This window comes from Verrucosispora sp. CNZ293 (assembly GCF_002754655.1).
Genome location: NZ_PEFR01000001.1, coordinates 735,169 through 757,085, shown reverse-complemented (window position 1 = coordinate 757,085; position 21,917 = coordinate 735,169). Strand labels below are relative to the sequence as shown.

Below are 21,917 nucleotides of genomic sequence, written 5' to 3'. Positions count from 1 at the left end.
GACGGAATAACACTGACGGGCCGCTGCTCCCAGACACTCACCACCCACGCCGAGTCCGCCTCGGCGGAATGCGGCATCCGAGCCAACGTAGCCAACTGGGTGCACTCTATGCCGCTGAGAACGCGCGCTCGACCTCGTCTCTAGCCGCACCGGACTCTCCCTCCGACACCCGCTGTAGTCACCCTTGGGGACGTAGCGGCCTTGGCCGCAGCGACACCGGATCTCCCGGGAGGTTAGGCGGCAAGCTCAGAGTTCGCTCATCAACCCGGTGAAGACCCCTGGTGCGACAGTTTGTCCAGGTCACGCTTGCAGAACCGGTGGTGTTCCCATTCCTCGTTGAGCACAGTGCCGAGGCATTGCCGCGCTGTCCGCCCCTTGGCGTACGGGGGCCATCTGTCGTCGTCCGGGACCGGCGCGGTCTTCGCGAGCTGATCAGGCGTGACCTCGGCCAGCCATGTCTCGATCTCTGAAGCCTGCCGGACTCGTACGGCGAGCACCTCGTCGAGGCTCGGTTGGGCGGACGGGTCGAGCCCGTCCTCCTGGTCCATGACCAACGATGGACCCAGTGCGATGGCCGTTAACTGCTCGGTGAGCCCGAGCACGCAGCGTCGGAACCAAGAGTCGTGCACGAAGACAAGGTGGCGCAGGGTGTCGACCATCGACCACTCGCCGTCGACGCCGCGATGTTCGCTGTCCTCGGGCATGGACCGAACCCGCTCGGTAGTCCTCGCCCAATCGTCGCCCAGTTGCTGCCAGGCATCTCGCAGGTCGTCCGGCTGATCGGAGCGGATCAGCAGCCGTACCGGGTGACGACGGTCGAGTTCCGCCTCGACGTACGACATCACCTCGACCCCGTTGACCACAAGATTGGTGACCAGGCCGTCGATCTCGGCGTCCTGCATGACCACGCCGACCATCCGCGCTCTACTCAGGTCGCACTCGCGGAATTCCGCGCCGATGAGGTCCTCATCGTGGAAGCGTCGCATACAGACAGGCTAGGTCGCACCGCACACGCCACGCCCGGGTCTGCGGCTGTCTGCGCACGTTGGCAGCCCTGCTTCGAGCCGCTTCGCTTTCGCCGCCGCCTGGGAGATCATGTCGTCATGGCCGGCGTCCTAGAGATCCACGTTCCGTTGGTACCAGCTCCGGGTCTTGAGCCAGGCACCTATGCGTATCCCTGGATCGACCAGGTCGAGGACTTCCTGGTCGACTTGGAAGACGAAGGCGCGGTCGGGGTGTACGACGACGGCGAGGAACTCGGCGACGTGTATGTCTTCTACATCGCTGGAGCGACCGAGGCCAGCTTGCTGGCCGCCGCTTCACGGGTGGCGACCCTCGACGGCGTGCCGGCCGGTGTGTTCGCCATAGTCACCGATGACAGGGCTCCGGATGGAACCGGACGACGAGTCGACCTCCCGGTCACCTGAAGTGATGGTTACACCCGCCTGCACCTGATCCCCTCTTCCGAGGGGAAAAACAAGGGCAGCATGGAGTTGGGCATCCTGATCTGCCGCCGAGCCTGCGCGCTGGCCTGCCGAGCGGCCGTCACTGTCCGTGCTGCTGCTCGAGCACTTCGTCGGTGGTGAAGTCCGGGCTGGCGTCGAGGCCGGCGGCGATCTGAGCCGGCAGCGGGTAAGCATGTTCGACAGGCAGGTGAGCTGCTGCTGCCTGTTCGTCGCCGCTACGCAGAAGGTCACGGACCAGGTGCACCGTGGGGGTGACGTCGGTAATGGCAACGACCCAGTCCTCGACGTACCGGTCGACAGCCTCGCCGGACAATCCAACCTGCAGCGACCGGTACGGCAGCGCCTTCAGCTCCAGCGATCGCTCCGGATCCCACTGCACTCGGACCGGGCTGGTCTTTAGTTGGCGTGACCAGGTCGCCTTGTCGCCGTGCAGGTCTCGGTCGTAGTGACTCAGGCAGGCCCGCGCCAGCGCCCACTCAAATCCGTCCCGCGTGATGTCGATGGACAGTACGCGCTCTTGCCCTGGTTTGGTGGCCCAGCCGCAGCGGTACATCATCCACAGGAACGACGGCTTGATCCACGTCATCCGGTCCCGCTTGAAGGGAGCCATGAAACGGCCAGCTACCACCGCTGGCAGCGCAATCTGAGGGGAATATGCCTGGTACACGGTGATGGTGTCGGCCGAGTAACGGGCGCGGATCTGATGGGCGGGAACGGACACGATGCGATCCTCACCGATCGGGGTCCGAATGCTCCACCGAAATTCCACACCCGCGCCAGCGCCAAGCCGAAATCGGCGCCGGCACCTGCACCTGCCGCATGGTGCGCGGTGCTCGTCGATGGGAGGCGCCAGATCTCAGGTGCGCTCGAAGGTGAGGTCGAAGTCTTTCCGCCAGGAATGGCCGGCGTCCTCGGAGGCCTCCCAGCGGCCGAGGATCCGGTCCTTGTCGACGTTGGCGATGAACCGCTGGTGGAAGTCCGGGTCCTCACGGGTCATCGTCCAGTGCTCACCGTCGAAGGTCATGGCGAACTCGCGACAGACGCCGCGGTCGTCTTCATAGAGCGCGACGAACCGATCGTTCGCGTCGCTGCGTCCGAGGACGAGACTCATCTCGGAACGCGCCTGCCCGCCCCCGCCGAACTGCGACCGCGCGACCAGGAGCGACTCCCCGAGCCACTCGATCCTGGTAGTGCCCGGCACCTCGGTGCCCGGCGGGTCGAGGAAGAAGGCATCCGAAATCTGCGTCGCCCATTCGCCGACAAGCCCGCCCAGCTTCGCCATCTCGGTATTGCGCATCATTTCATCCCATCGGTCCGACGTACGTGATGCGTCGGAGATCAAGGCCGGTGCGGCCCGCAGAAGCGAAGCACCACCGTGCTGGACCGATCAAGACCGGTGACCAGCACGGTCCGCTCGCGGCGGCGCAGCTCGCGGAAAGTGCCGTTGCCGCAGCCGACGTCCACAATCGTCTCGGCCCCGGCAGCATCGCAGGCCAAGGCCATCGTATGCGACCCAGGGCCGGCGCGCGGACTCCACAACAGCAGGGGCAAGACCTCGGACGCGGCTGTTCATCACCACCCCGTACTCGACGTGTTCGACTATGTTACGAAGTCGTCTGCGCGCGGGTCGGCATCCCAGCCAAGCCGAGCCAGTTCCCGAAGGACTGCGCGCGCACGAGGAGTCCAGAAAAGCAGAACTTGATCACGTTCTGCGGTCCTGAAGGACACCGCGAGTGCAAGGGCCCAATGCCTGCCCAAGATCGGCCCATGTGGCAATGCGGTCACCTCAGCGTGTTGCAACACGTCCGAGCCGGCCCGCGACGAAAAAGTCAATGTGCTGTCCTCGACCCAGAGGCATACTGACGGCCAGCGCATCCGCTTGACGACGCGCAGTGAATCGCCGCGGGTGAAGTCACGACGATCGACATAGGTAAGTCCACCGCGTGCCAGCAAGGTCTTGGGAGCCATCGCGGGATGATATGCCTACAGCCCGATAGCTCGGCGCGTGCCGGCAAGCCTCAGCGGTTCCGCAGGAACCTTCATGGTCAGCTGTACGGATCAAGTAGCGGCCGAGCGGGGGCGCTGGTCAGGCATTCTGCTCGTCGAACGGCTCGTCACTCCACCGCCACCACGCCTCGTCGCCATCGAGGTGGAGAAGAAACTCAGGAACGTCCTGGCCATTCGGGTACCGAAGCGTCACGGCGTTCCGGACGGCCTCGTACGCGTGCTCCCAGGACTCGACATTCTCATCGATGCCATCGAGCAGCCGCAGTTCCTCGGCGAAGAGCGGCCGAAGCTCCGTCAGTCCTTCTCTCGGGTCGACACGAGCGTTCAACCACGGGAAGTCGCCACCGTTCACCACGAGCTCAGCAAGTACCCCGCCGTCGTCGCGTCGGTGCAGCGTCCAGGCGCCACCGTGATCATCAATCATGATCACGACATTAGCGACCGTAGAAGCGTCTCTGCTGACCTGCCCGGCTTCGACACGGGTCGCACCTCCGGCCAGCAAATGCACGCTTCTGCCGCGTGGAAGTAAGCGAAGCGGCTTGCAACGGTGTCCGGCACACGGCCCAGATTGGGGTGGGGGCGGTGCCCGCGGTGGAACCCAGCAGGTGGAGCGAATCAGTGGTTGGTAGGTGTCGTGGGTGGCCGTAGCACACAGAATTCGTTGCCGTCATGGTCGGCGAGGACGTGCCAGGCCCAGTCGTCTTCTTCGATGGGACTGTCCGTCAGGCACCGCGGCCCGCACCGTCCTGCCCCGGGCCGTGCCCGGCGGCTCCCGTGGCCAGCGACGGCGCAACGGTCAGCGACCAGTTCTGGTTCCTGCATCGCGACCTGGGCCGGGAGGGCAGCATCACGGTCCGGCTGACCGCGATGACCGGGACGATCACCTACCCTCCGCCGAACCATGACCAGATCGTGTCCGGGCTGGTGCCGTGGGCGAAGGCTGGGATCATCGTCAAGGACGGCGTGCGGCAGGGCTCCCAGTACGCGGCGCTGATGATGACCGGCGGCCACGGCGTGCGGTTCCAGTACGACTACAGACACGACATCGCTGGAAGCGCAGTCGTCTCGGAGCAGTCCCCGCGCTGGCTGCGCCTGACCCGCTCGGGCGACACCATCACGGGCTCCGAGTCGGCCGACGGCAAGCAATGGCACACGTCGCAACGGCGAAGCTCGACGGGCTGCCGGACACCGCGCAGGTCGGTCTCTTCGCTACCTCCCCCGGCGACCTCACGCTCCGGAAGGTTGGCCTCGGCGGTGCGATCGAGGAGGTCCGGTTCACTCAGGCCGTCGGCGTCTTCGTGCTCATCGTCGCGGTCCGCCACGGCGTTCGCACAGTTCGCGAGGCATCCTCCCGGCGGGTGATCGCCACCCGGTCGGCTGTCGTCGGAGCGGCCACCTTCGTCACCGGTCTGGTCGCCGTCGGGGCTCTCTCTGCCACCAGAAGTGAGGCTCGGTCGTCAGTGGGGCCTGTCAAGGACGCCGGGCGTCGCGCCTTCGGCAGAGTGCAGCGGGGTGCGGGTGGCGCGGACAGGCACTCCGGCATCGCGCAGTCGCTTGCGCAGCGCTGTGGGGTTGATCTGGTGGGTCCACGGCCTGCCAGGGAAGAGCCACGGCGCTGCGGCCCGGTCGCTGCCGGCGCGCTCCGCTGCCAGCCTGCTGATCAGGTTGGCCAACTCGGCGGGCAGGTCGAGTGGTGCGGAGCCAAACGTGATGCAGGCGCCGCTCGTCGTGGGCTGGATCTGGCTAGCCGCAGAGTGCTGATACGTGAGCTGAAGACGCAGTGTTCCGAGTTCGGTCGCTGGTGGCTAAGCACTGCCGGTGTGAGCGCCGCTTGAGACCACGAGTAGCCCGTGGCAGGCTCGTGCCGCATGATCGACGAATTCGCGAAGACCAACCTGCACGGGAGACTGCGGCGGGACCGCAAGGCGCTGCTCTGGAAGCTCGACGGCTTGTCCGAGTACGACGCACGCCGACCTTTGACAGCGACCGGGACCAACCTCATCGGCCTGGTCAAACACGTGGCCACCGTCGAGGCCCGGTACTTCGGCGAGGTTTTCGACCGCCCGTCCCCGGAACCGCTGCCCCGGTGGCAGGACTCCAACGGCAGCGATCTGTGGGCGACTGAGGACGAGACCCGCGATCAGATCATCGGATTCTACCGGCGCACGTGGGAACACTCGGACGCGACGATCAACGAGCTTCCCCTCGACGCCCCCGGCCACGTGCCGTGGTGGCCGGAGCCTTATGCCGACACGAACCTGTTCGCCATCATGGTCCATGTCCTCGGCGAGTCCATCCGGCATGCCGGGCACGCCGATATCCTGCGCGAGGGCCTCGACGGCCGGACCGGGTTGCGCGCCGAACACGAGAAGCCAATCGATGAGGAAGCCCGTGCAGCCCACTGCGCGAAGATCGAGCAGGCCGCCAGGTCGGCCGCACCAATCAAGGCTTAAGTTGAGACACGGCCCGCGCCGTTCGCAGCGACGAAGCGCCCGGGGCCCGTACGAGGTTCGGCACCTGGTTCAGTAGTACGAGAACGCCCGCAATCATCTGGCGATCCGCAGTCTAACTGTGGGGACTGAGCCTGCGTCAGACGGCGACGGGGCTGATGAAGCTGTCATCGTTCCTCTGCTGAACGGCTGCCGGCGAAGGCAACGTCCGCCTGCCCCCGTCGCCAGCCCGCACGCTGCGGGAGGGGACGCGGGTGCGGACGACTGGGAACATGGGCCGATGATGCATTCGTTCCATCTCGCGCTGCTTCCGCCGGCCTTGACCTTGCGCACACTGCGTCGCAGGCCTCGGGCTGCTGGGCTGCGGCACGCCGAATGCCTCGCGCTCATGCGACTCGGCTCCCCGGCGTTGTCGGTGGAACGGATGCAGCTGCGACGCCTTGCGATGTTCGCCGAATGGGAGGACGAATCGGCGTTGGAGCGGTTCCTCGCAGACGACGATCTAGGGCGGCAGCTCGACAGCGGATGGCATGTGCGATTGCAGTACCTGCGGCGTTACGGCGAGGTGGCCGCGCTCGCCGGCCTGCCGGTGCAGGCCGGCCGGTCGGATCCGGAGGAGCCAATCGTGGCCGTCACCCTCGCCCGGCTCAAGGTTCTCGAACTACCCCGGTTCCTGAAGTGGGGGCGGCCCGTCGAACGCTTGGTCGCCGGCCACCCCGGCACCACGTTCGCCACCGCAGCGGTACGCCCGCCCCACACGTTCTCCACCTTCACGATCTGGCGCAGCGTCCGCGAGATGACCGACATGGTTCACGGCCGCAGCGCCGTCCCACAGGCCCATACACACACCGTCGCCATGGCTGAACAGCATCGCCGGGACTTCCACCACGAATCCGCGTTCATGCGGTTCCGCCCTTTGTCTGAACACGGAACCTGGGAGGGGCGCACCCTTCTCCCCTGAGCGACTCGAGAACCACGCTTGATCAGATGCACGCATGACGCAGAGCGTCCGTCACGGTATGGGCTGTTGCGTGTCGAGCATGGCGGTCAGTTCGGGTACTGCTGCCGCGGCTGCTGGTCCGTAGGCCGTCAGCACTTGTGTGAGCTGGTAGGCAGGCAGACGTCGGCGATGCCCGGGTCTTGGTTGAGCCAGTAGAAGTCGTCGCTGTAATGCGTCGAGCCCCTGCGGAAGACTTCCGGACCACGGCGCAGTGACCGTTCGACGGCCGGAACCGCTCGCCGGTCTCCCCACCGTGCCAGGGCCCTTGCGGCCAGCGCTTTCGTGCGGCCTGGTTGGCCGATCAGCTCCGCGATGCGGTCCGACCAGGAACGACCGGCATCTCCAGAGGCGGCTAGTAGGTGGACAACGGCTGCCCGAACAGGTTATACGCCCAGCCCTCCCATCACGGTTACTTCTTGGCGGGTGAACTCGCCCGTGAGCATCGGCATAGCCTTGCCGATCGCGGCTTTGGTTTCGGGAAGCTGCAGGGAGGCGTTGTGCTTCTCCTTGCTCTGCCACACCTCGCTCACCCAGATCGTGACGTCGTCGGTGTCCGAGACGCTCACGACGTACAGGTCACATCCGGCCTGGCGGAGGCCATCAGCGCCGCTGAGCAGGATGTCCACGACGTCATTCCGGTGGCCCGGCTTGGTCTTCATCGATCCGATGTAGCCGTATGACACAGCAACTCCCTGACACGGCGGCAAGCTGGTCACGTGCATGCGACAAGCGACGGAAAGTGGCTCGCAACGGAGAACTATCTTGCAGCTCCGAGCATACTGACCTGCCGCCGAGGGGGCGTCAGGGGTCCAACCGACCGCTCATAGCCGATATGCGGATGTCATGGGAGGTGCTGGTCGCCGTCTGTTGGGCCTGCGGATGATCGCGCAGCTGATCTAGGCTATAAGTCAGTGAGCGGGTACCGACACACAGACCATTGTGGTGTCCTCAATTGCCTCGACGAGCCCGGGTGCCTGCTCGGGCACGTGAACAAAGTCCCCTGCGTGCACCGTTACGGCGTCGCTTCCAGCGCCCACTCGTAGAGCTCCGCTGAGCACTACCCAGATCTCCGCGTAGGGGGCCGGCAGGTCGGCCGACGCCCCGGCGTAGAGGAACGACGTGTAGGCGCTCATCGACCTGCCGGCCTCTTTACCAAGTCCGGGCGCGATGAGGATCCCGTCGCCGAAGCGGATGGCGTCATCGCCGATCGTCGAGCTGAACCTGTGGACCTGCGGGGGCGTGACATCCATACCGAAGCCTTTCTCCCTGCGCGGTGGTTAGGCGTCGAGCTCGGTCGCGGCGACGGCGTGCACGGGCGGTGCCTGAAGCCCGAGTTCTCGTGCGATGCCCGGGATCTCTGGGTCGGCGAGGAACTTTTCGTAGTCTTTCGTGTCCCAGTCGAAGATGGACCACACCCGGTGCGCGTCGTCAGGATCGAAATAGACCCAGGCCTCGGCAGCCGTGCTCCCGCCGCTTCTGCGCGCCGATGGTCTCGAAGATCTCCAGGAACCGAGCGGGGTCGGTAACCTTGGCGACGGTGACGATCACCTTCTGCTCCTGAGCATCTTGTATGACTTCCCACCAGTCGATCAGGATCGTAAAACCTCGACTCTGCTTGAGGTCAACTGCTGCGTTGCGTGACCTCGACCCAGCCGTCCTCATCTGGCCGAGATGAGGGAGGCGTTCGTCTGGTGAGTCACCGTAGTGCTGCGGCGAGGTCGGCGGCGTTGTCGAACGCGGGTTTCGCCCTTTCGGATTCGCCCTGCGTGAGCGTGACGGACTGGGCGCGGGCCAGCATCTCGGCCGCAGTCTCTGGATCGTGCAGCACCATCGCGAGTTCGGCGCGGTAGACCAGGACCTCCACCTGCTCGACCGGGTCGTCGTCGGCTTGCGGGCGGGCCAACGCGCTGTCGAGGATCCGAACGGCCTGTCCGACGCTTCCCCGGGAATCGGCCTGCACGACAGCATTCGCCAGAGCCTTGGCCAGCCGCCCGGCAGGCGTGGCGGCCGGTATGGGCGCGGAGGCGGCGTCGCGGAAGACGCGGATCCAGTTGCCGCCCGGGTCGATGACGCTGAACCCGCCCAGCCCGTCGGCGTTCTTCCGCACTCGAGGCCGGGTCATCCGCGGCGTTCCGGACACCAGGACCTTGCCGTACGCGGCACGCATGCCGGCGGCAAACGCCGAGTGCAGCCCCTCGATGTCCGCGGTGAGTACCAGACATGAGCCGTAGGACTGCTCCGGGTCGAACCCGGCGATCTCGAAGAACTGCAGATGCAGGTCTTCCCGCTGCACCCCCACACACGCGTTGGGCTTGCGCTGCTTGTACGTGGTGCGAAAACCGAGAACCCCGTAGAACGTTTCGATGTCGTCAATGGACGCGCACGGCAGCAGGGGAACGGTCCGTTCGTTGGCCATGCCTCCTTCCTAGACGTCGCAGGGTGTCCATCGCACATAGAGATAGCCGATCATCGCCGCCGGCCACCGGATCGGCTGATGTGGCCCAGAAACGCAACGCCGCCGAGTCGGGCCATCGGCGGTGCCCTCCTGCCTACCCTGCGGCGGCAAGATAAGGCGCCACGGTCGTTGTCACTCTCCATGATTGCTGGACGAGTCAGCCAAGCGAGCTACCCGAGCAGCGCCACCGCCACAGCCAGGGTGGCAAGTGACAGCGTCGTGGTCACTATCACCGCCCGGTTGGCCACCGCCTCGCCAACGCCATATTCCTGGCCGAAGATGAACGTGTTCTGCGCTGTCGGCAGGGCCGCGCACACCACCACGGCGAGCAACTGGGGCGCGGACAGATGCAAGGCCAGTCCGGCCGCGTACGCGATGACCGGCTGTGCGACGAGTTTCAGCACAGTGATCACCGCCAGCTCGGCCGGTTCGGCCGGCTCGGCTCCCGACGGCGTCGTGCGGTGCAGCGACGCGCCGAGCGCGACCAGGGCGGCCGGTACCGCGGCACCCGACAGCAGGGTGAGCGACGCGCCGGCCGCCGACGGCAGATGCAGCTCGGCAGCCGAGCACGCGACACCGAGCAGCGACGCCAGGATCACCGGGTTGCGTACCGGCAGGGAGGCGATACGGCGGATCCGTACCCGCCCGGCCGGGTCGCTGTGCCGGTCCAGGGCAACAAGGATCACCGGCGTCACCACCAGCACTTGCAGCAGCACCACCTCCGCCAGGAACGACACGTTGCCGAGAACCTGCGTGGCGATCGGGATGCCGAGGTTCGCCGAGTTCACGTACCCGGCCGCCATGCCCCAGATCGGCCGTTCGCCGGGCTCGCGACCGAACAGCCAACTCGCGCCGAACCACCCACACCCGACGGCCACGGCCGTGCTCACCCCGAAGGCGAGCAGCGGGCGGCCGGCGATCCCGGAGAGCGGCATTCGGTACAGGGCCAGGAACAGGGCGGCCGGCATCGCAAGGTGGAACACGAATCGGCCGAGCACCGACGCCACCGACTCGCCCAGCAAGCCCCAACGACAGGCCGCGTAGCCGACCGCGGTAAGGATCCAGATCGGTACGAACGCCGACACCAAGCTCATCCGGAGCTCAGCGGCGGGCGGTCGTCGCGCCGGCTCAGGGACTGGCGGGCGACCGGGTGGTACGAGCCCAGAAACCCGGCGACGATATCCACGTGGGCGAGGATGTCATCGACTAGGAGCGGGCACGCGGTCCTCGCCACCCTCGCCTTCGACGTTGCGCAACCTGGCGGACCAGTGTCGTTGTCGACAGCCGGAGCTTGAGGGGGCGCCGGGGCCACGGGTTTCGTTACGGTGTCCAGTCTGTCCTCCCAGACACCCCTCTTCCAACTCTCGGGCAGAGTCCGCGCCCGACGACCGCACCCTGGGGGTCGTCGACTTCTCGATCTTCCCGCACCTGGGTCTCGAGCCGGACAACACAATGGCTGGTGCCGAGATGTGGGCTGCCGAGATCGCCGGTCCGGCGTACGCGATCGACGACCAGACGGCCATCAAGGTGACCGACGGCACCGTCGAGGTCGTCTCCGAGGGGCACTGGAGGCGGTTTCCCTCGTAGCCGCGGTCAATAGTGATCGGCGTGGCGGGGCGCCGCTCGTAGCCGAGATGCGCTCGATTACGCTGCCCGCCGGCTTTGCCCGGCTGCGCGGCGGGCGAGCTCCCGAACAGCGGATGCCGTACGGCTACAGGTGCCCGGTGTCGTTGAAGCTGACCAGGGTCGACGGCCGATCAGTGTCCCACTGCACGATGGTGATTGCGCAGTTCACCTGGTTGAGACCGATCCAACGCCAGACCGGGGCGTCGAGCATGTGGCGGACGAACCACCCGATCACGAAGTTGTGTGTGATCAGCAGTTCGTGCCGGTCCTTGCCGCCGGCGACACCGAAATGTTCGACAGCGAGCTGCAAAACGGCCGCGTCCTCGTCACGCTCGTCGTCGGGCACGCTGTCTAGCCAGGCAAGCCACCGGTCCGGGTACCGGCCACGTTGTCCGGCGGAAGGCACCGGCGTTCGGTCGGCCATGAAATCGCAGGCGTGTCTCGGCACCTGTGGGAGATGGCCGGCGACGATGTCGGCGGTCTGGGCAGCCCGGGCCAACGGGCTGTGGTGGATCGCCGCGAAAGGCACCGTACGCAGCCGCCGGCCGAGCCGGTCTGCCTGCTCACGACCGAGTTGCGACAGGCCTCCGTTCGAGACGTGGTCGGACTCCGGAACCTGCTCACCGTGGCGGACGAGGTACAGCTGGGTACGAGCCATCGACGCGCCCCTCCGGGTCGTTGTGCGGCGATGAGCACGATAGATCACTTAGGCACGAACGGTGGCCCGCTCCAGAGCTAGGTCAGATGTACGTAGCTGCCGCACCACGTGCGCGTCATCGAAGATGGCGCCGGTGCCGGTCGCCAGCCTGGAACCCTTGCGAAGGGAGAACACCTTTGCGATGACAGGGCTCGGTGATTCACCGAGCGGTCGCCTCCCGAAGCTCGCGCAACCACTGGATGCCGAGGCTGTGGCCGTCGGGGAACTGGTCGTCGCGATCCCAGCGCCATGTCGTGATCATCGCGAGCATGAGGGTCCGGCAAGCTCGGAGCAGATGCTGATCGACGGCCGGGTAGAAATCTGCGACCTCGTCGGGTGCGTGGGCCAGGTCGAACTCGATCGGCCCCCGGCAGCACGTCTCGAAGTCGATGAAGAGCAGGCCGGTCGGGGTGGAGAGGAGATTGCCCGGGTGAGGTTCACCGTGCAGGAGTTGTTCGGGCCGGCCACTGTCACCTACCGCTCGGCGCAGGCGGTCCAACGTGCCGGCGAGAAAGGTCCGTTCCTCCTCGGTCAGCTGCGGTGTGCGGTCGTGGTCGGCCACCAGCGTTTGGGCCTCGCAGACCCGGTCCGTGAAGTGGGGAGTCGGCAGGTCGATCCTGCGCATTCCGCCGTGCAGACGTTCCAGCGCTCTGGCGTAGTCCGCGGGTGGGACCGCTTGAGTCACCGGTTCGTAGTAGGTCCACAAGGTGATCGCGTAGTCGTCCCGGACAAAGACCTCGGGCGCTCGCGGCGCAGCCACCGGGCCCCCGACCTCCAGCAGCCGCTGAGCGGCATCCACTTCAAGCTGGGCGCACTGGTGCGCCGCCGGCGCCACCTGTGCCAGCACGTCGCAGGGCTGCAGACGCAGGGTGAGCTTGTTCGAGTTGTGCAGAACGGCGGCGTCGTAGGCGGTCAGGCCGAGCGATGAGGCGATCGACATGGCTGCCTGGGATGCCCGCTGGACCGCACTCGCCTGCACCGGAGCACCGTAACTCAGCGCTCTCGTCGCAACCGCCGTATTTCGGTCTCCTGCCTCGGAAACGAGGGCGGCGGCGACATCCGGACCGGCCGCGAGGCGCTCGCCACCCAGTGGCCGGAGGTCGGCGGTCCTTCCCTACATGCTCGGCGGTGCAACGGCCCGGTGAACCGCCGTGCGCGCCGTCCAGGTGGTGCGGACGGCGCGCACGGCGCGGGGTTGACGCTCAGAACCTGCCGGCGCTGATGTCGGCCACCGTCACGCGGGAGACCTTGAAGGTTCCCGCAAAGGAGGTTCCCGTCTCCGGGGCGTTCACCGTGGAACTGATCGGCACCCCGTTCGAAGCGTTGATGGTCAGCACATGTTCGGTGTCGTCTCCAAACACGCTCGCGGTGAGGGTGAGGGTGGGCTGCCCGTCGGTCGTCGAATCCACGACGGTGACATCGGGGATGGTGGAAATCAGGCGAAGCACGCCGGCGCGTACCTTCGGGTCGCCTCCCCCTGCGGAGAGCACGTCGACACTGTTGACCCAGAGGCGGTTGGCGGCGATGTTCTCCCGGTCCTCATCGGTGAGCGGCGACGGGTCTGCGACCCCCTTCTGCCGAAGGATCTCCGTTCGGTCCTGCTCGGCTCCGGTAGGGGGCTTTCCCTCGTCGTACACGGAGTTGATCATTTGCTCCCGGGCGCTGGTGAGGTCACCGGTTGCCGCTTGCCGCGCCGCCGCCACCCCCCGGGTGTGGAAGCCGTTGCCGAGGTTTTCGCCACGAGCGATCACCCGTGGGAGTTCGTTCCTGGCCTCCGTGTAGTAGTACTCTCCGCTGTCGGTGTACAGATGGTACCGGGTACGAGATGGCACTGTGCCCCGACGGACATCGACCTTCTCAATGATCAGTGACGCGTCACCCGGCAGCGAGGCGTTGTCTGCGGTGAGGTTGGCGGCCAGGGACACAAGCCTGGTGTTGCCGGCCGGTGCTGGGAAAGCGGCCCCGGCCTGATTGTCCGGGGCGGTCGGGGCCGTGCCGGATCCGGTGAACATCGGCAGGGCCAGCGCGAGCGCGGCCACGGCCGCGACGCCACCGCCGGCGGCCAGGCCGAGCGACTGGCGCCTGCGCCGCCGGGCTCGGCCGCGCTGCTCGATCGCCTCGACCGGGCGATCCATCTGTACGTCGGAAAGGGTCTGTTTCACCGCGTCCCACACCTCATCGTCGTTCATGATCGAGTCTCCTAACGGGCTGCGGGCGCGAACTGCGCCCGCAGGGTTGCGGTGGCACGGGACAGATGGACGGCCACGGTTCGGGCGGAGATGCCCAACACTGCAGCCACGGACCTGGTGTCCAGGTCGAGCCAGATACGTAACACGACCACCTCACGCTGCCGCTGCGGCAGCCGGCGAACGGCGGCCAGCAGGGCGTCGTTCGGGTCGAGGTCGTCCTCGATGAGGGACGCCCGCTCGTGGCCGTCGAGGGCCACCTCCCGCCGGCGTCGCCGCCACCAGGACACCCGGATGTTGAGGGCGGTGCGCACCACCCACGCTGCCGGTGCCGGATGTTGGCTCACCTTCGGCCAGGAGGCCCAGGCTCGCGCGAACGCCTCAGCGACCAGATCCTCGGCCAGCGCGCGATCGCCCGTACCAGCTAGTACGGCACGCAGGCAGTTGTCTCGGAAGCGCTGATAGAAGTCCGCGAAGTCCTTCCGTGCTCGTTCCACACGGGGTTCACGCACAAGCGCCCCGATCCATTTACCCCGACGGAGAATTCTTCCGTTGATCATGAAGTTGGCGGTGACAAATGTGTCAAACCCTATGCGAACGTCATGATCGATAGCGGCCGGAATATGGCATGGAGGCTCCTGGCCTGGTCCTGCGGGAGCCCATCGACGGCGTCACGGGGCGGTAAGCTCCCGCAGGATGGAGCTGTTCATCGATGCTCGCGACGTGTCCCTACCAGCCACGCTGGACGTGCCGCCGGACAGGCCGGCGCGTGGCGCGGTCGTCGTCCTGCACGGCTCTGGCGTGCCGCAGCGCTCGTACTTCCTGTACGAACACCTGGCGCGTACGTTTCCCGCGGCCGACGTGGCGGTCCTGCGCTTCGACCGTCGCCCGCGTGAGCGGGGCGACGTGCCGTACGCCGTCCAGGCCGACGACGCCATGGCGGCTGTCGCGGAGGTGCGCCGACGCGTCGGCGACGTCCCGGTGGGCCTGTGGGGCTGGAGCCAGGGCGCCTGGCCCGCGGCCGCGGTCGCGGCCCGTCGACCCGAGTTGGTCTCTTTCCTCGTGCTGGTGGCCAGCAGCGGGGTGAGCCCGGCGGTCCAGATGCGGTACGGGACGGCGCAGCAGCTGCTCCTACGCGGCCACGGAAGGACGGAGTTGGCCGACCTGACCCGCCTGCGAGAAGCACTCGAAGGCGTCGTACGCGGGCACATCGACCGGGAAACCGCTCAGGCGGTCATCGACCGGTACGCCGACCGGCCGTGGTTCCCACTCGTGTACGTCCCGCGCGACCTGCACAGCTATCCCGGCACATGGGACGATATGGACTACGATCCGGAGCCGGTCATCGCCCAGGTGCGCTGCCCGACGTTGCTGTTCTACGGCGCGGCCGACGAATGGACTCCCGCCGAGGACAGCATCGCCGTGTGGCGGCGCGCCGCCGCTACCCGCGACCTGACCATCCACCGGCTTGCCGGCTGCACTCATCTGCCGACCGTCGGCGGCGCCGACACACTCGAATTCATCAGCTCCGACTACAGCAGCACGATGCTCGCCTGGGTCCGGGAACTGATCAATCGCTGAGCGACGTACGCAACCACCTGAGCGTTCCACCTGCCGGAAGCAGGGGCGGCGCACGGATCACGTTGTCGCCCCTGCTTCCGGCAGGTGGGTGACGTCGGCTCCCCCGGCAGCTGGTCCGGACGCGGTCATGACCCGGGCGGTCTGCTGTATAGCCCACAGTATCGGTCGGCGGTTCGGACTTTCAGCGCCCGTTGTGGAGGGCCTGGGTGATGTCCTGCCGCAGTTGCGCTGCCTCTTCGTCGCGGTCGCACAGCAACAGGACCTTGAACGGGGTGACCTGCCCCTGCGGTCGACCGAGCGGGCTGGCCCAGTGGCGAACCGCACGGGCGAGGATGCGGAAGAGCACGTGTCGGTCCTGGGCGCTGTCCGGCAACAGCTGGGGCGCGTTGTCGACGATCACCAGGTAGCCGTCCGCCGGCAGCCAATGCAGATCTCGGAGGCAGTCAGACAGCGCGTTCCAGTTCCAGCCGAAGTAGCCGGGGAAGAGCAAGGCATCCGAGAGGTCATAGAAGACGCGGTCGGCATCCGCCATCCTCGAGCCGTCAAGCCGGGCGACCACGAATCTGCCGGAGACGGGTAACACCGCCGCCAACTCCACCACGGAGCCACGCGAGCAGACCACGAGCGGACCACGCAATCCCTGCCACCCTTCGTCCGTCATCCTGTCCACCCTCGATCAAATCCTCCCAGCGATCGTCGCCGCCGAGAAGGCGCAGCTTCGGGTGGCCGTTTCGTGGGCTGCCGCCCCTGGCGTGGCGAGCTGGAGGTTGCGGGTACCACGCCCGGGCGAGTTGGTCGACTCGCCTTGACCCGATGGCCCGGACCGAACAGGCTGGACGGGTTCCCCGAACCAGCCCGATAGCGATGGAAGACGGTAGCGGTGACTGACACGACGCCCAGCCAACCAGGGCCAGACAAGCCCCGTGGAGCCCGGCAGTTCCGCCCCGGCCGGGGGCGACGCGTAGGCGACGCCGTCATCGGTGTGTTCGTCCGAGCGGGCCTGGTGCCCAGCACGTACCTGCTGACCACGACAGGCCGCAAGACCGGCCGGCCGCTCACGCACCCGGCGACGGTGGTCCGGCACGAGGGGCGACAATGGCTGGTCGCACCCTACGGAGCGGTGTCGTGGGTGCACAACGCCCGCGCCGCCGGACGAGTCGGCCTGGCCCGACGCGGCGACCGGCGGAGTTACGCCGTTCGTGAGATCTCGGCGGCGGAGGCCGGACCGGTACTCAAGCGCTACGTCGCCGTCGCCGCGGCTACCCGGCCGTACTTCAGAGCGGACAAGGACGCGCCGGTCGAGGACTTCGTGGCCGAAGCTGATCGCCACCCCGTCTTCGAACTTCTCCCGATCGACGAGCGCGGCCCTGCCGTCGATGACGGACGCTGACGTGTGGTGTGCTGAGCCCCTTGTCGCACCCTGACGATCATGCTGGATTCAGGTCGGAGCGTCACGGATCTGATCGCTGCGTACGCGCGGGGAGAGCGGATCAAGCTGCTGTTCTTCTGGCGCCGAGCACTACATGATGTGGCGCAAGGCCACCCTGTTCGGTGATGAGGCGATGGCCGAGCGGGTACTCGCCGCGCCACATCCCCACGCGGCCAAGGTGCTCGGCGGTCGGGTTACCGGCTTCGACCAACAGACCTGGGACGAGCACCGCTTCGACATCGTCGTAGCCGGCAACCTGGCCAAGTTCCGACAGCACGCGGAGCTGCGCACGTTCCTGCTCGCCACCGGACGGCGGGTTCTCGTCGAGGCCAGCCCGGTGGACCGGGTCTGGGGCATCGGACTGACCCGGGACGACCCCGCCGCCGCCGATCCGGCTCGGTGGCGAGGCCTCAACCTGCTCGGGTTCGCGCTCATGCGCGTACGCGACTCCCTCCACGAGGAATCGGATCGGTAGTCGTCCCAGCAGGGCCGACCACCGTCAGAGACTCTCGTGGCTGCGTGCGGCAGTCGTGTCAAGAACGCGATCGAGACGGGGAAGTTCGACCCGAGCCTGCCTGTGGCATTTCGTCTCGCCAAGCTGTTCAACCTGACGATCGAGGACATCTTCATCGACGATCAACGACGCCCGTAGCCGATCCAACCCGGTCGATGTGATGGGGTGGCCGTGTCGGCATTCGCGTCGGCGACCGACTCATGACCTCCCCTGTCGCGCAACCGTCAGATGCCCGAGGCCGAGCGTCGGCGACAGGCGGATCGAATTCGGTCCCCGTGTCATCGCGCTACCCTCCTGAGCGTGACGCGTTACCTGGTCGTGCCCGGTCGAGGGGTGCCACTGCCCGACCACTGGTCGCGTACGTGGGTCAGCGACCACCCGGAGTACCAATGGGCACCCGAACCGCCCGGCCCGCCGTACGTCGCCGCCGAACGGGTCGCCGCACTGCACGCCGCGATAAGCGCCGCGCGTGAGCCGACGGTCCTCGTGGCGCACAGCGCGGGATGCCTGACCGTCGCCGTCTGGGCCAGCCAACACGTCGGTTCCGTCCGTGGCGCCCTGCTGGTGACGCCACCGTACCTGGATCCGGACTGGACCCCCGACCCGCACGAGACCGTCGATGTCTTCATCGGCCACGTGCCACGCGAGCCACTGCCCTTCCGCTCGATCCTGGTCGCCAGCCGCAACGATCCCCATGCGACCTTCGAGCAATTCGCAGCATACGCGCGAGACTGGGGCTCGGAACTGTACGACGCGGGCGCGGTCGGGCACCTGGACTCCAAGACCGGGTTCGGCGCGTGGTCCGACGGTCATCGCCTGGTCCGCTCCCTGGCCGAGTCCGTGCCGCCGGAACAACGCTGACGCCCCCGCGAGCGTGGCCCGGAGCCCGAACACCCACCCGTGGCCGATGAACGTGCGTCCGGGCGCCGCCGTCAGCCGTAGTACTCGACCAGGCAGAACTCGTGGCCCTCCGGGTCGGCCATGACCACGACCACACCGCCCTCGTAATCGTGCCGCTCACCTGTGGACCGGCCGCCGAGATCGATGACCGCCGTCATGGCCTCGTCGATATCGTCAACGGAGACGTCGAGGTGAATCCGCACCTTGCCGATCGGAGGCTCAGACACTGGCTGGAAAACCAGCCGTGGCTGCGGGTCGCCTCGCTCGCCCAGGTAGACCCAGCCCTGCTGGGACGGGCCGGGCTCGCGACCGAGCAGGGCGCTCCAGAATCGCGCTACCCGCTCGGGGTCAAGGCAGTCGATCGTCACACCGGACCAGACGTACGCCATGCGCCGATCCTGTCAGGACACGTCCATCGAGGAGGCGAGAACTTCTCCCCCGCCGCCGAACCTGGTGGCGAAGGGCGTCAATGCGAGAACGGCTCCAGGCACCCGAACTCGACAGCAGCTGCGGTCACCTCGACCATCACTCGTTCCGGTCGCACGTCCCCGATCACGCAGCCCACCTGCGCGAAGTGCACCGCGTACACCGCCCCGGTGGGGTCGTCTCCTGCCAGATCGGGGTTCGCATGGCGGTGACCTCGATCGCGTCTGCCTTGATGCCCAGGTCGATCAGCGCTCGTTGGGTGGACGCCGGCGCGAAGTCCCCTGCCGCGCGAAGTGCCTCAAGCTTGGGCCGGATCCGCGCGGCGAGCTTCTTCCCGGTGCGCTCGTCCGCTTCGGAGAGCTCGCGTCGCTGCTTCCAGCTGTTGTTGTCGCCATGGTTCGGGGGCGCGTCCGCCCGCGGGCCGGTCGGCTCCGCCACCACTGAGGGCGACGGCGGCGCACTTGTCGGTGTCGTCTCCGGGCCGCCGGCCCGGGTGCCCGGGGCCGCGCAGCCGAACGCGAGCAGAGTAAGCGTGGCAGCAGCCGCCGCCCGACTGATCTTTCCGACACGCATCGACGACCCCCGTCCGCACCCACTCCAGGATCTGATCGTACGAGGCACCACCGATTGCTCGTTGTCCCTTCGCCCGCGCATCATCCGTCGGCTCTCGCACCACGTGACGGGTTTCCGGAACGTTTCCGGAAGTTGTTGACAGTGCGGCGGGCCGGTATCGACACTGACCCTTCGGGGCATGCATGTGCGTCGATTGCTGAGGTCAAGCATCCAGGAGGTCCGGTGAACAGCGACCTGAGGCAGCGTAAGAAGGCTGCTCGAATAGCGTTGCCCACGGCGGTGTTGTTGCTGATCGGCAGCGCCGTGGTGGTCCAGTCGAGCACGCCGGCCGCTGCGGCCGAGACCACGCTGCGGGCCGCAGCCGCCAAGGCCGGGCTGTTCTTCGGCGTCGCCGCCTCACCCAACCGGCTCTACCCGATCGTCGGTCAGGAGTTCAGTCAACTGACGCCTGAGAACGACATGAAGCCGGACCGGATCGCCACCTCCAGCGGCGGGCTGCAGAACACCAGCGGTGCGGACACCTTGGTCAACCACGCCCAGAGCAACAACATGCTGGTCCGTGGGCACACGTTGGTCTGGCACTCGCAGGCCGGCGCGTTGCAGGGGGCCAGCCAGGCGACGCTGAACACCTTCATCGGCAACGCCATCAACCGCTGGGGCAGCAGGATCGCGTACTGGGACGTGGTCAACGAGGCGCTGGAGGACAACAACACCGGCCGGCGTCGGAACCAGTGGCCGCACACCATGAACCGGGACGCGAACGGCGACGGTGACTTTTTCGACTCCGGCGACACCGACGTCATCCGGGACTCGTTCATCCGGGCCAAGCAGGTCGTGCAGGCCGGCGGCCTGACCACCAAGCTCTGCATAAACGACTACGACGTCGACGGCCTGACGGTCCAGGGCGGTGCCCCGAACCGCAAGGCCGACGCACTGTACGACATCGTCCGCAACTACCGGCAGTACATCGACTGCGTCGGGTTCCAGGCGCACTTCAACGACAACCCGAACAGCATCATCACCAACGACCTGCAGGCCAACATCCAGCGCTTCGCCGACCTCGGCGTCGAGGTGCACATCACCGAGCTGGACATCGACGACGACCTGAGCAACAACGACATCGGCACGGGCCAGGCGGAGAACTACCGCAAGGTGGTCCGGGCCTGCCTGAACGTCGCGCAGTGCACCGGCATCACCGTCTGGGGCATTTCCGACAGCGAGTCGTGGCGCTCCTCGGAGCGGGGCCTGCTGTTCACCGGCGGCAACGGCAGCTACCAGAAGAAGGCCGCCTACCACGCGGTCCTCGACGAGCTGAACAAGGGCCGCAACTCCACCGTACCGCCGACCACGCCGCCGGTGACGCCGTCCGTACCGCCGACCACGCCACCTGTCGATCCGACCACGCCGCCGCCGACGACCACGCCACCGACCACGCCACCGAACCCGACCACCGGGTGCTCGGCGACGGTCTCGCTGGACTCCTGGACCGGCGGCTTCGTCGCCACCGTCCGGGTCACCGCCGGCAGCGCGCCGATCAGCGGATGGAACGTCCAGCTCACGCTGCCTTCGGGGGCCTCGGTGACCAACACCTGGAATGCCAACCGCACCGGCACCAGCGGCACCGTGCGGTTCAGCAACGTCAGCTACAACGGCTCGGTGAACGCTGGCCAGCACACCGAGTTCGGTTTCCAGGGCGTCGGTACCGCCACCGGCCTGACCCCGGTGTGCACCGCCTCCTGAGCATCACCTGTCCTGGACGGGCGGCCTGCCCCCGTCCAGGACAGGCCAGGCGGTGACGACACTCCGACCGGATCGACGACACCTGCCCGTCAACCGGTGAGGAACTGCTCCAGCCCGTCCAGGAGGCGATCGAGCCCGAACCGGAACGAACGTTCCGGATCGTCGATCGCGTTGTACTCCTCGCCGGCCACCCGCCCGACCCGGCCGGAGATCGGGTAGGCGTCGGCGGGCATCACCCGCTCGAGAACCGGCGCGTTGACCTCCCACCATTCGGCGTCGGAGATGCCGGACCGCTCTGCCGTACGCCGTGCGTCCACCGATGCCCGTGCCATTCCTGCGGTGTACCCGCTCAGCACCGTGACCACCTGGTGCATCTGGAGATCGGTGAAACCGGCACCTTCGATGGCCGCGAGCTGCCACTCGTACCTGTCGGAGACGTTCGGACCGATCCACGGCCGGCTGTTCTCCACCTGAAGCAGCCAGGGATGCCTGTGGAACTCGTCCCACAACTGCTCGGCGACCCGGGTCATCCGCTGGCGCAGCGGGCCCTCGTGCGGCGGGAGTTTCTGCTCGCCCGCCACCTCGTCCACCATCAGGCCGATCAGCTCGGAGCGGCCCGGGACGTAGGTGTAGATGGACATCAGCTTCAGCCCGAGCCGATCGGCGACCTTGCGCATCGAGAAGGCCGGCAGGCCCTCCTCGTCGGCCACCGCGATCGCGGCCCGGACCACCTCATCGATGGTGGCCCGCTGCTTCGGTCCCCGTGAGCCCTGCGGCGCGCCGAGGATGCGCCGCCACAGCAGTCCGAGCGTGCGGTCGATGTCCTGACTTTCCATGTGCGGAGATTACCCCGTGAGGTGTACGGTG

General features: G+C 67.2%; 25 protein-coding genes and 2 pseudogenes. 10 read left to right on the top strand and 17 right to left on the bottom strand.

The features are described from left to right. Positions 1 to 260: 260 nt before the first annotated feature. Positions 261 to 986 carry a DinB family protein gene (locus CLT74_RS03575; protein ID WP_099845253.1) on the bottom strand — a complete coding sequence of 242 codons (726 nt, stop codon included), beginning with the start codon at positions 984 to 986 and terminating at the stop codon, positions 261 to 263. Positions 987 to 1,103: 117 nt separating this feature from the next. On the opposite strand from CLT74_RS03575, the gene CLT74_RS03570 reads away from it, so the two are divergent. Then, on the top strand, positions 1,104 to 1,427 hold the full coding sequence (locus CLT74_RS03570; RefSeq protein WP_099845252.1) for a hypothetical protein: 324 nt from the start codon (positions 1,104 to 1,106) through the stop codon (positions 1,425 to 1,427). A 118-nt stretch (positions 1,428 to 1,545) separates the two neighbouring features. Here the strand turns inward: CLT74_RS03570 and CLT74_RS03565 are convergent, their stop codons facing one another. From CLT74_RS03565 to CLT74_RS03555, 4 genes are all read right to left on the bottom strand, one after another. Next, positions 1,546 to 2,187, bottom strand: a complete 642-nt coding sequence (locus CLT74_RS03565; protein WP_099851211.1) for a DUF4291 domain-containing protein — start codon at positions 2,185 to 2,187, stop codon at positions 1,546 to 1,548. 135 nt (positions 2,188 to 2,322) lie between these two features. Further along, entirely contained in the window at positions 2,323 to 2,748 is a 426-nt protein-coding gene (locus tag CLT74_RS03560; protein WP_143697056.1) for a hypothetical protein, read from the bottom strand. 317 nt (positions 2,749 to 3,065) lie between these two features. Beyond that, positions 3,066 to 3,434 carry a hypothetical protein gene (locus tag CLT74_RS30135; protein ID WP_143697055.1) on the bottom strand — a complete coding sequence of 123 codons (369 nt, stop codon included), beginning with the start codon at positions 3,432 to 3,434 and terminating at the stop codon, positions 3,066 to 3,068. 118 nt (positions 3,435 to 3,552) lie between these two features. Continuing rightward, entirely contained in the window at positions 3,553 to 3,897 is a 345-nt protein-coding gene (locus CLT74_RS03555) for a hypothetical protein (protein WP_099851209.1), read from the bottom strand. 350 nt (positions 3,898 to 4,247) lie between these two features. Here CLT74_RS03555 and CLT74_RS03550 point away from each other — a divergent pair, with 350 nt between their 5' ends. The 3 genes from CLT74_RS03550 to CLT74_RS03540 all read left to right on the top strand — a co-directional run bounded on the left by CLT74_RS03550 (position 4,248) and on the right by CLT74_RS03540 (position 6,884). Then, positions 4,248 to 4,835, top strand: coding sequence for a hypothetical protein (locus CLT74_RS03550; RefSeq protein ID WP_486581955.1), 588 nt, complete (start codon positions 4,248 to 4,250; stop codon positions 4,833 to 4,835). A gap of 506 nt (positions 4,836 to 5,341) precedes the next feature. Next, positions 5,342 to 5,926 (top strand): DinB family protein, encoded by a 585-nt coding sequence (locus tag CLT74_RS03545; RefSeq protein ID WP_099845250.1) that lies wholly within the window; start codon positions 5,342 to 5,344, stop codon positions 5,924 to 5,926. Positions 5,927 to 6,203: 277 nt separating this feature from the next. Then, positions 6,204 to 6,884 carry a hypothetical protein gene (locus CLT74_RS03540; protein ID WP_099845249.1) on the top strand — a complete coding sequence of 227 codons (681 nt, stop codon included), beginning with the start codon at positions 6,204 to 6,206 and terminating at the stop codon, positions 6,882 to 6,884. 422 nt (positions 6,885 to 7,306) lie between these two features. Here CLT74_RS03540 and CLT74_RS03535 read toward each other — a convergent pair whose 3' ends face one another. The 4 genes from CLT74_RS03535 to CLT74_RS03515 form a co-directional block, all read right to left on the bottom strand. Continuing rightward, a complete protein-coding gene (locus tag CLT74_RS03535; RefSeq protein ID WP_099845248.1) occupies positions 7,307 to 7,606 on the bottom strand; it encodes an antibiotic biosynthesis monooxygenase in 300 nt (99 codons plus the stop codon). 225 nt (positions 7,607 to 7,831) lie between these two features. Continuing rightward, positions 7,832 to 8,173 (bottom strand): cupin domain-containing protein, encoded by a 342-nt coding sequence (locus tag CLT74_RS03530; protein WP_099845247.1) that lies wholly within the window; start codon positions 8,171 to 8,173, stop codon positions 7,832 to 7,834. Between the two features lie 446 nt (positions 8,174 to 8,619). Then, positions 8,620 to 9,339 (bottom strand): hypothetical protein, encoded by a 720-nt coding sequence (locus CLT74_RS03520; RefSeq protein ID WP_099845246.1) that lies wholly within the window; start codon positions 9,337 to 9,339, stop codon positions 8,620 to 8,622. Between the two features lie 209 nt (positions 9,340 to 9,548). Then, a complete protein-coding gene (locus CLT74_RS03515; protein ID WP_099845245.1) occupies positions 9,549 to 10,472 on the bottom strand; it encodes an AEC family transporter in 924 nt (307 codons plus the stop codon). 277 nt (positions 10,473 to 10,749) lie between these two features. Here CLT74_RS03515 and CLT74_RS03510 point away from each other — a divergent pair. Beyond that, positions 10,750 to 10,965, top strand: a pseudogene (locus CLT74_RS03510) (Type 1 glutamine amidotransferase-like domain-containing protein); the annotation flags it as partial. A gap of 124 nt (positions 10,966 to 11,089) precedes the next feature. On the opposite strand, the gene CLT74_RS03505 reads toward CLT74_RS03510, so the two are convergent. The 4 genes from CLT74_RS03505 to CLT74_RS03490 form a co-directional block, all read right to left on the bottom strand. Further along, positions 11,090 to 11,662 carry a histidine phosphatase family protein gene (locus CLT74_RS03505; RefSeq protein ID WP_099845244.1) on the bottom strand — a complete coding sequence of 191 codons (573 nt, stop codon included), beginning with the start codon at positions 11,660 to 11,662 and terminating at the stop codon, positions 11,090 to 11,092. A gap of 199 nt (positions 11,663 to 11,861) precedes the next feature. Next, positions 11,862 to 12,680 (bottom strand): phosphotransferase family protein, encoded by an 819-nt coding sequence (locus CLT74_RS03500; RefSeq protein ID WP_486581954.1) that lies wholly within the window; start codon positions 12,678 to 12,680, stop codon positions 11,862 to 11,864. 223 nt (positions 12,681 to 12,903) lie between these two features. Further along, positions 12,904 to 13,875 carry a hypothetical protein gene (locus tag CLT74_RS03495; RefSeq protein WP_143697054.1) on the bottom strand — a complete coding sequence of 324 codons (972 nt, stop codon included), beginning with the start codon at positions 13,873 to 13,875 and terminating at the stop codon, positions 12,904 to 12,906. Positions 13,876 to 13,901: 26 nt separating this feature from the next. Beyond that, a complete protein-coding gene (locus CLT74_RS03490) occupies positions 13,902 to 14,399 on the bottom strand; it encodes a sigma-70 family RNA polymerase sigma factor (RefSeq protein ID WP_099845241.1) in 498 nt (165 codons plus the stop codon). 184 nt (positions 14,400 to 14,583) lie between these two features. Here CLT74_RS03490 and CLT74_RS03485 point away from each other — a divergent pair, with 184 nt between their 5' ends. Continuing rightward, the gene (locus CLT74_RS03485) at positions 14,584 to 15,468 is read left to right on the top strand and encodes an alpha/beta fold hydrolase (RefSeq protein ID WP_099845240.1); all 885 of its coding nucleotides are present in this window, start codon (positions 14,584 to 14,586) and stop codon (positions 15,466 to 15,468) included. A gap of 181 nt (positions 15,469 to 15,649) precedes the next feature. Here the strand turns inward: CLT74_RS03485 and CLT74_RS03480 are convergent, their stop codons facing one another. Next, a complete protein-coding gene (locus CLT74_RS03480; protein WP_099851206.1) occupies positions 15,650 to 16,129 on the bottom strand; it encodes a barstar family protein in 480 nt (159 codons plus the stop codon). A 342-nt stretch (positions 16,130 to 16,471) separates the two neighbouring features. Between CLT74_RS03480 and CLT74_RS03475 the strand changes: the two genes are divergently transcribed. From CLT74_RS03475 to CLT74_RS03460, 3 genes and pseudogenes are all read left to right on the top strand, one after another. Beyond that, the gene (locus tag CLT74_RS03475) at positions 16,472 to 16,858 is read left to right on the top strand and encodes a nitroreductase family deazaflavin-dependent oxidoreductase (RefSeq protein ID WP_199172085.1); all 387 of its coding nucleotides are present in this window, start codon (positions 16,472 to 16,474) and stop codon (positions 16,856 to 16,858) included. 121 nt (positions 16,859 to 16,979) lie between these two features. Beyond that, a pseudogene (gene ybiA / locus CLT74_RS03470) lies at positions 16,980 to 17,372 on the top strand (riboflavin biosynthesis intermediates N-glycosidase); the annotation flags it as partial. A gap of 339 nt (positions 17,373 to 17,711) precedes the next feature. Next, the gene (locus tag CLT74_RS03460) at positions 17,712 to 18,272 is read left to right on the top strand and encodes an alpha/beta hydrolase (protein ID WP_158240198.1); all 561 of its coding nucleotides are present in this window, start codon (positions 17,712 to 17,714) and stop codon (positions 18,270 to 18,272) included. A gap of 71 nt (positions 18,273 to 18,343) precedes the next feature. Here the strand turns inward: CLT74_RS03460 and CLT74_RS03455 are convergent, their stop codons facing one another. Continuing rightward, entirely contained in the window at positions 18,344 to 18,700 is a 357-nt protein-coding gene (locus CLT74_RS03455) for a VOC family protein (protein ID WP_099845237.1), read from the bottom strand. 163 nt (positions 18,701 to 18,863) lie between these two features. Next, positions 18,864 to 19,310 (bottom strand): hypothetical protein, encoded by a 447-nt coding sequence (locus CLT74_RS03450; protein WP_486581953.1) that lies wholly within the window; start codon positions 19,308 to 19,310, stop codon positions 18,864 to 18,866. Between the two features lie 222 nt (positions 19,311 to 19,532). Between CLT74_RS03450 and CLT74_RS03445 the strand changes: the two genes are divergently transcribed. After that, positions 19,533 to 21,050 carry an endo-1,4-beta-xylanase gene (locus tag CLT74_RS03445; protein WP_099845236.1) on the top strand — a complete coding sequence of 506 codons (1,518 nt, stop codon included), beginning with the start codon at positions 19,533 to 19,535 and terminating at the stop codon, positions 21,048 to 21,050. 89 nt (positions 21,051 to 21,139) lie between these two features. Here the strand turns inward: CLT74_RS03445 and CLT74_RS03440 are convergent, their stop codons facing one another. Continuing rightward, positions 21,140 to 21,886, bottom strand: a complete 747-nt coding sequence (locus CLT74_RS03440; RefSeq protein ID WP_099845235.1) for a TetR/AcrR family transcriptional regulator C-terminal domain-containing protein — start codon at positions 21,884 to 21,886, stop codon at positions 21,140 to 21,142. Positions 21,887 to 21,917: the final 31 nt, after the last annotated feature.

Excerpts from the sequence above, each read along its gene's own strand:
- CLT74_RS03575 (WP_099845253.1), bottom strand. The coding sequence starts at position 986 with ATGCGACGCTTCCACGATGAGGACCTCATCGGCGCGGAATTCCGCGAG.
- CLT74_RS03570 (WP_099845252.1), top strand. The coding sequence starts at position 1,104 with ATGGCCGGCGTCCTAGAGATCCACGTTCCGTTGGTACCAGCTCCGGGT.
- CLT74_RS03560 (WP_143697056.1), bottom strand. The coding sequence starts at position 2,748 with ATGGCGAAGCTGGGCGGGCTTGTCGGCGAATGGGCGACGCAGATTTCG.
- CLT74_RS30135 (WP_143697055.1), bottom strand. The coding sequence starts at position 3,434 with ATGGCTCCCAAGACCTTGCTGGCACGCGGTGGACTTACCTATGTCGAT.
- CLT74_RS03555 (WP_099851209.1), bottom strand. The coding sequence starts at position 3,897 with ATGATTGATGATCACGGTGGCGCCTGGACGCTGCACCGACGCGACGAC.
- CLT74_RS03545 (WP_099845250.1), top strand. The coding sequence starts at position 5,342 with ATGATCGACGAATTCGCGAAGACCAACCTGCACGGGAGACTGCGGCGG.
- CLT74_RS03540 (WP_099845249.1), top strand. The coding sequence starts at position 6,204 with ATGATGCATTCGTTCCATCTCGCGCTGCTTCCGCCGGCCTTGACCTTG.
- CLT74_RS03530 (WP_099845247.1), bottom strand. The coding sequence starts at position 8,173 with ATGGATGTCACGCCCCCGCAGGTCCACAGGTTCAGCTCGACGATCGGC.
- CLT74_RS03520 (WP_099845246.1), bottom strand. The coding sequence starts at position 9,339 with ATGGCCAACGAACGGACCGTTCCCCTGCTGCCGTGCGCGTCCATTGAC.
- CLT74_RS03515 (WP_099845245.1), bottom strand. The coding sequence starts at position 10,472 with ATGAGCTTGGTGTCGGCGTTCGTACCGATCTGGATCCTTACCGCGGTC.
- CLT74_RS03505 (WP_099845244.1), bottom strand. The coding sequence starts at position 11,662 with ATGGCTCGTACCCAGCTGTACCTCGTCCGCCACGGTGAGCAGGTTCCG.
- CLT74_RS03485 (WP_099845240.1), top strand. The coding sequence starts at position 14,584 with ATGGAGCTGTTCATCGATGCTCGCGACGTGTCCCTACCAGCCACGCTG.
- CLT74_RS03480 (WP_099851206.1), bottom strand. The coding sequence starts at position 16,129 with ATGACGGACGAAGGGTGGCAGGGATTGCGTGGTCCGCTCGTGGTCTGC.
- CLT74_RS03455 (WP_099845237.1), bottom strand. The coding sequence starts at position 18,700 with ATGGCGTACGTCTGGTCCGGTGTGACGATCGACTGCCTTGACCCCGAG.
- CLT74_RS03450 (WP_486581953.1), bottom strand. The coding sequence starts at position 19,310 with ATGCGTGTCGGAAAGATCAGTCGGGCGGCGGCTGCTGCCACGCTTACT.
- CLT74_RS03440 (WP_099845235.1), bottom strand. The coding sequence starts at position 21,886 with ATGGAAAGTCAGGACATCGACCGCACGCTCGGACTGCTGTGGCGGCGC.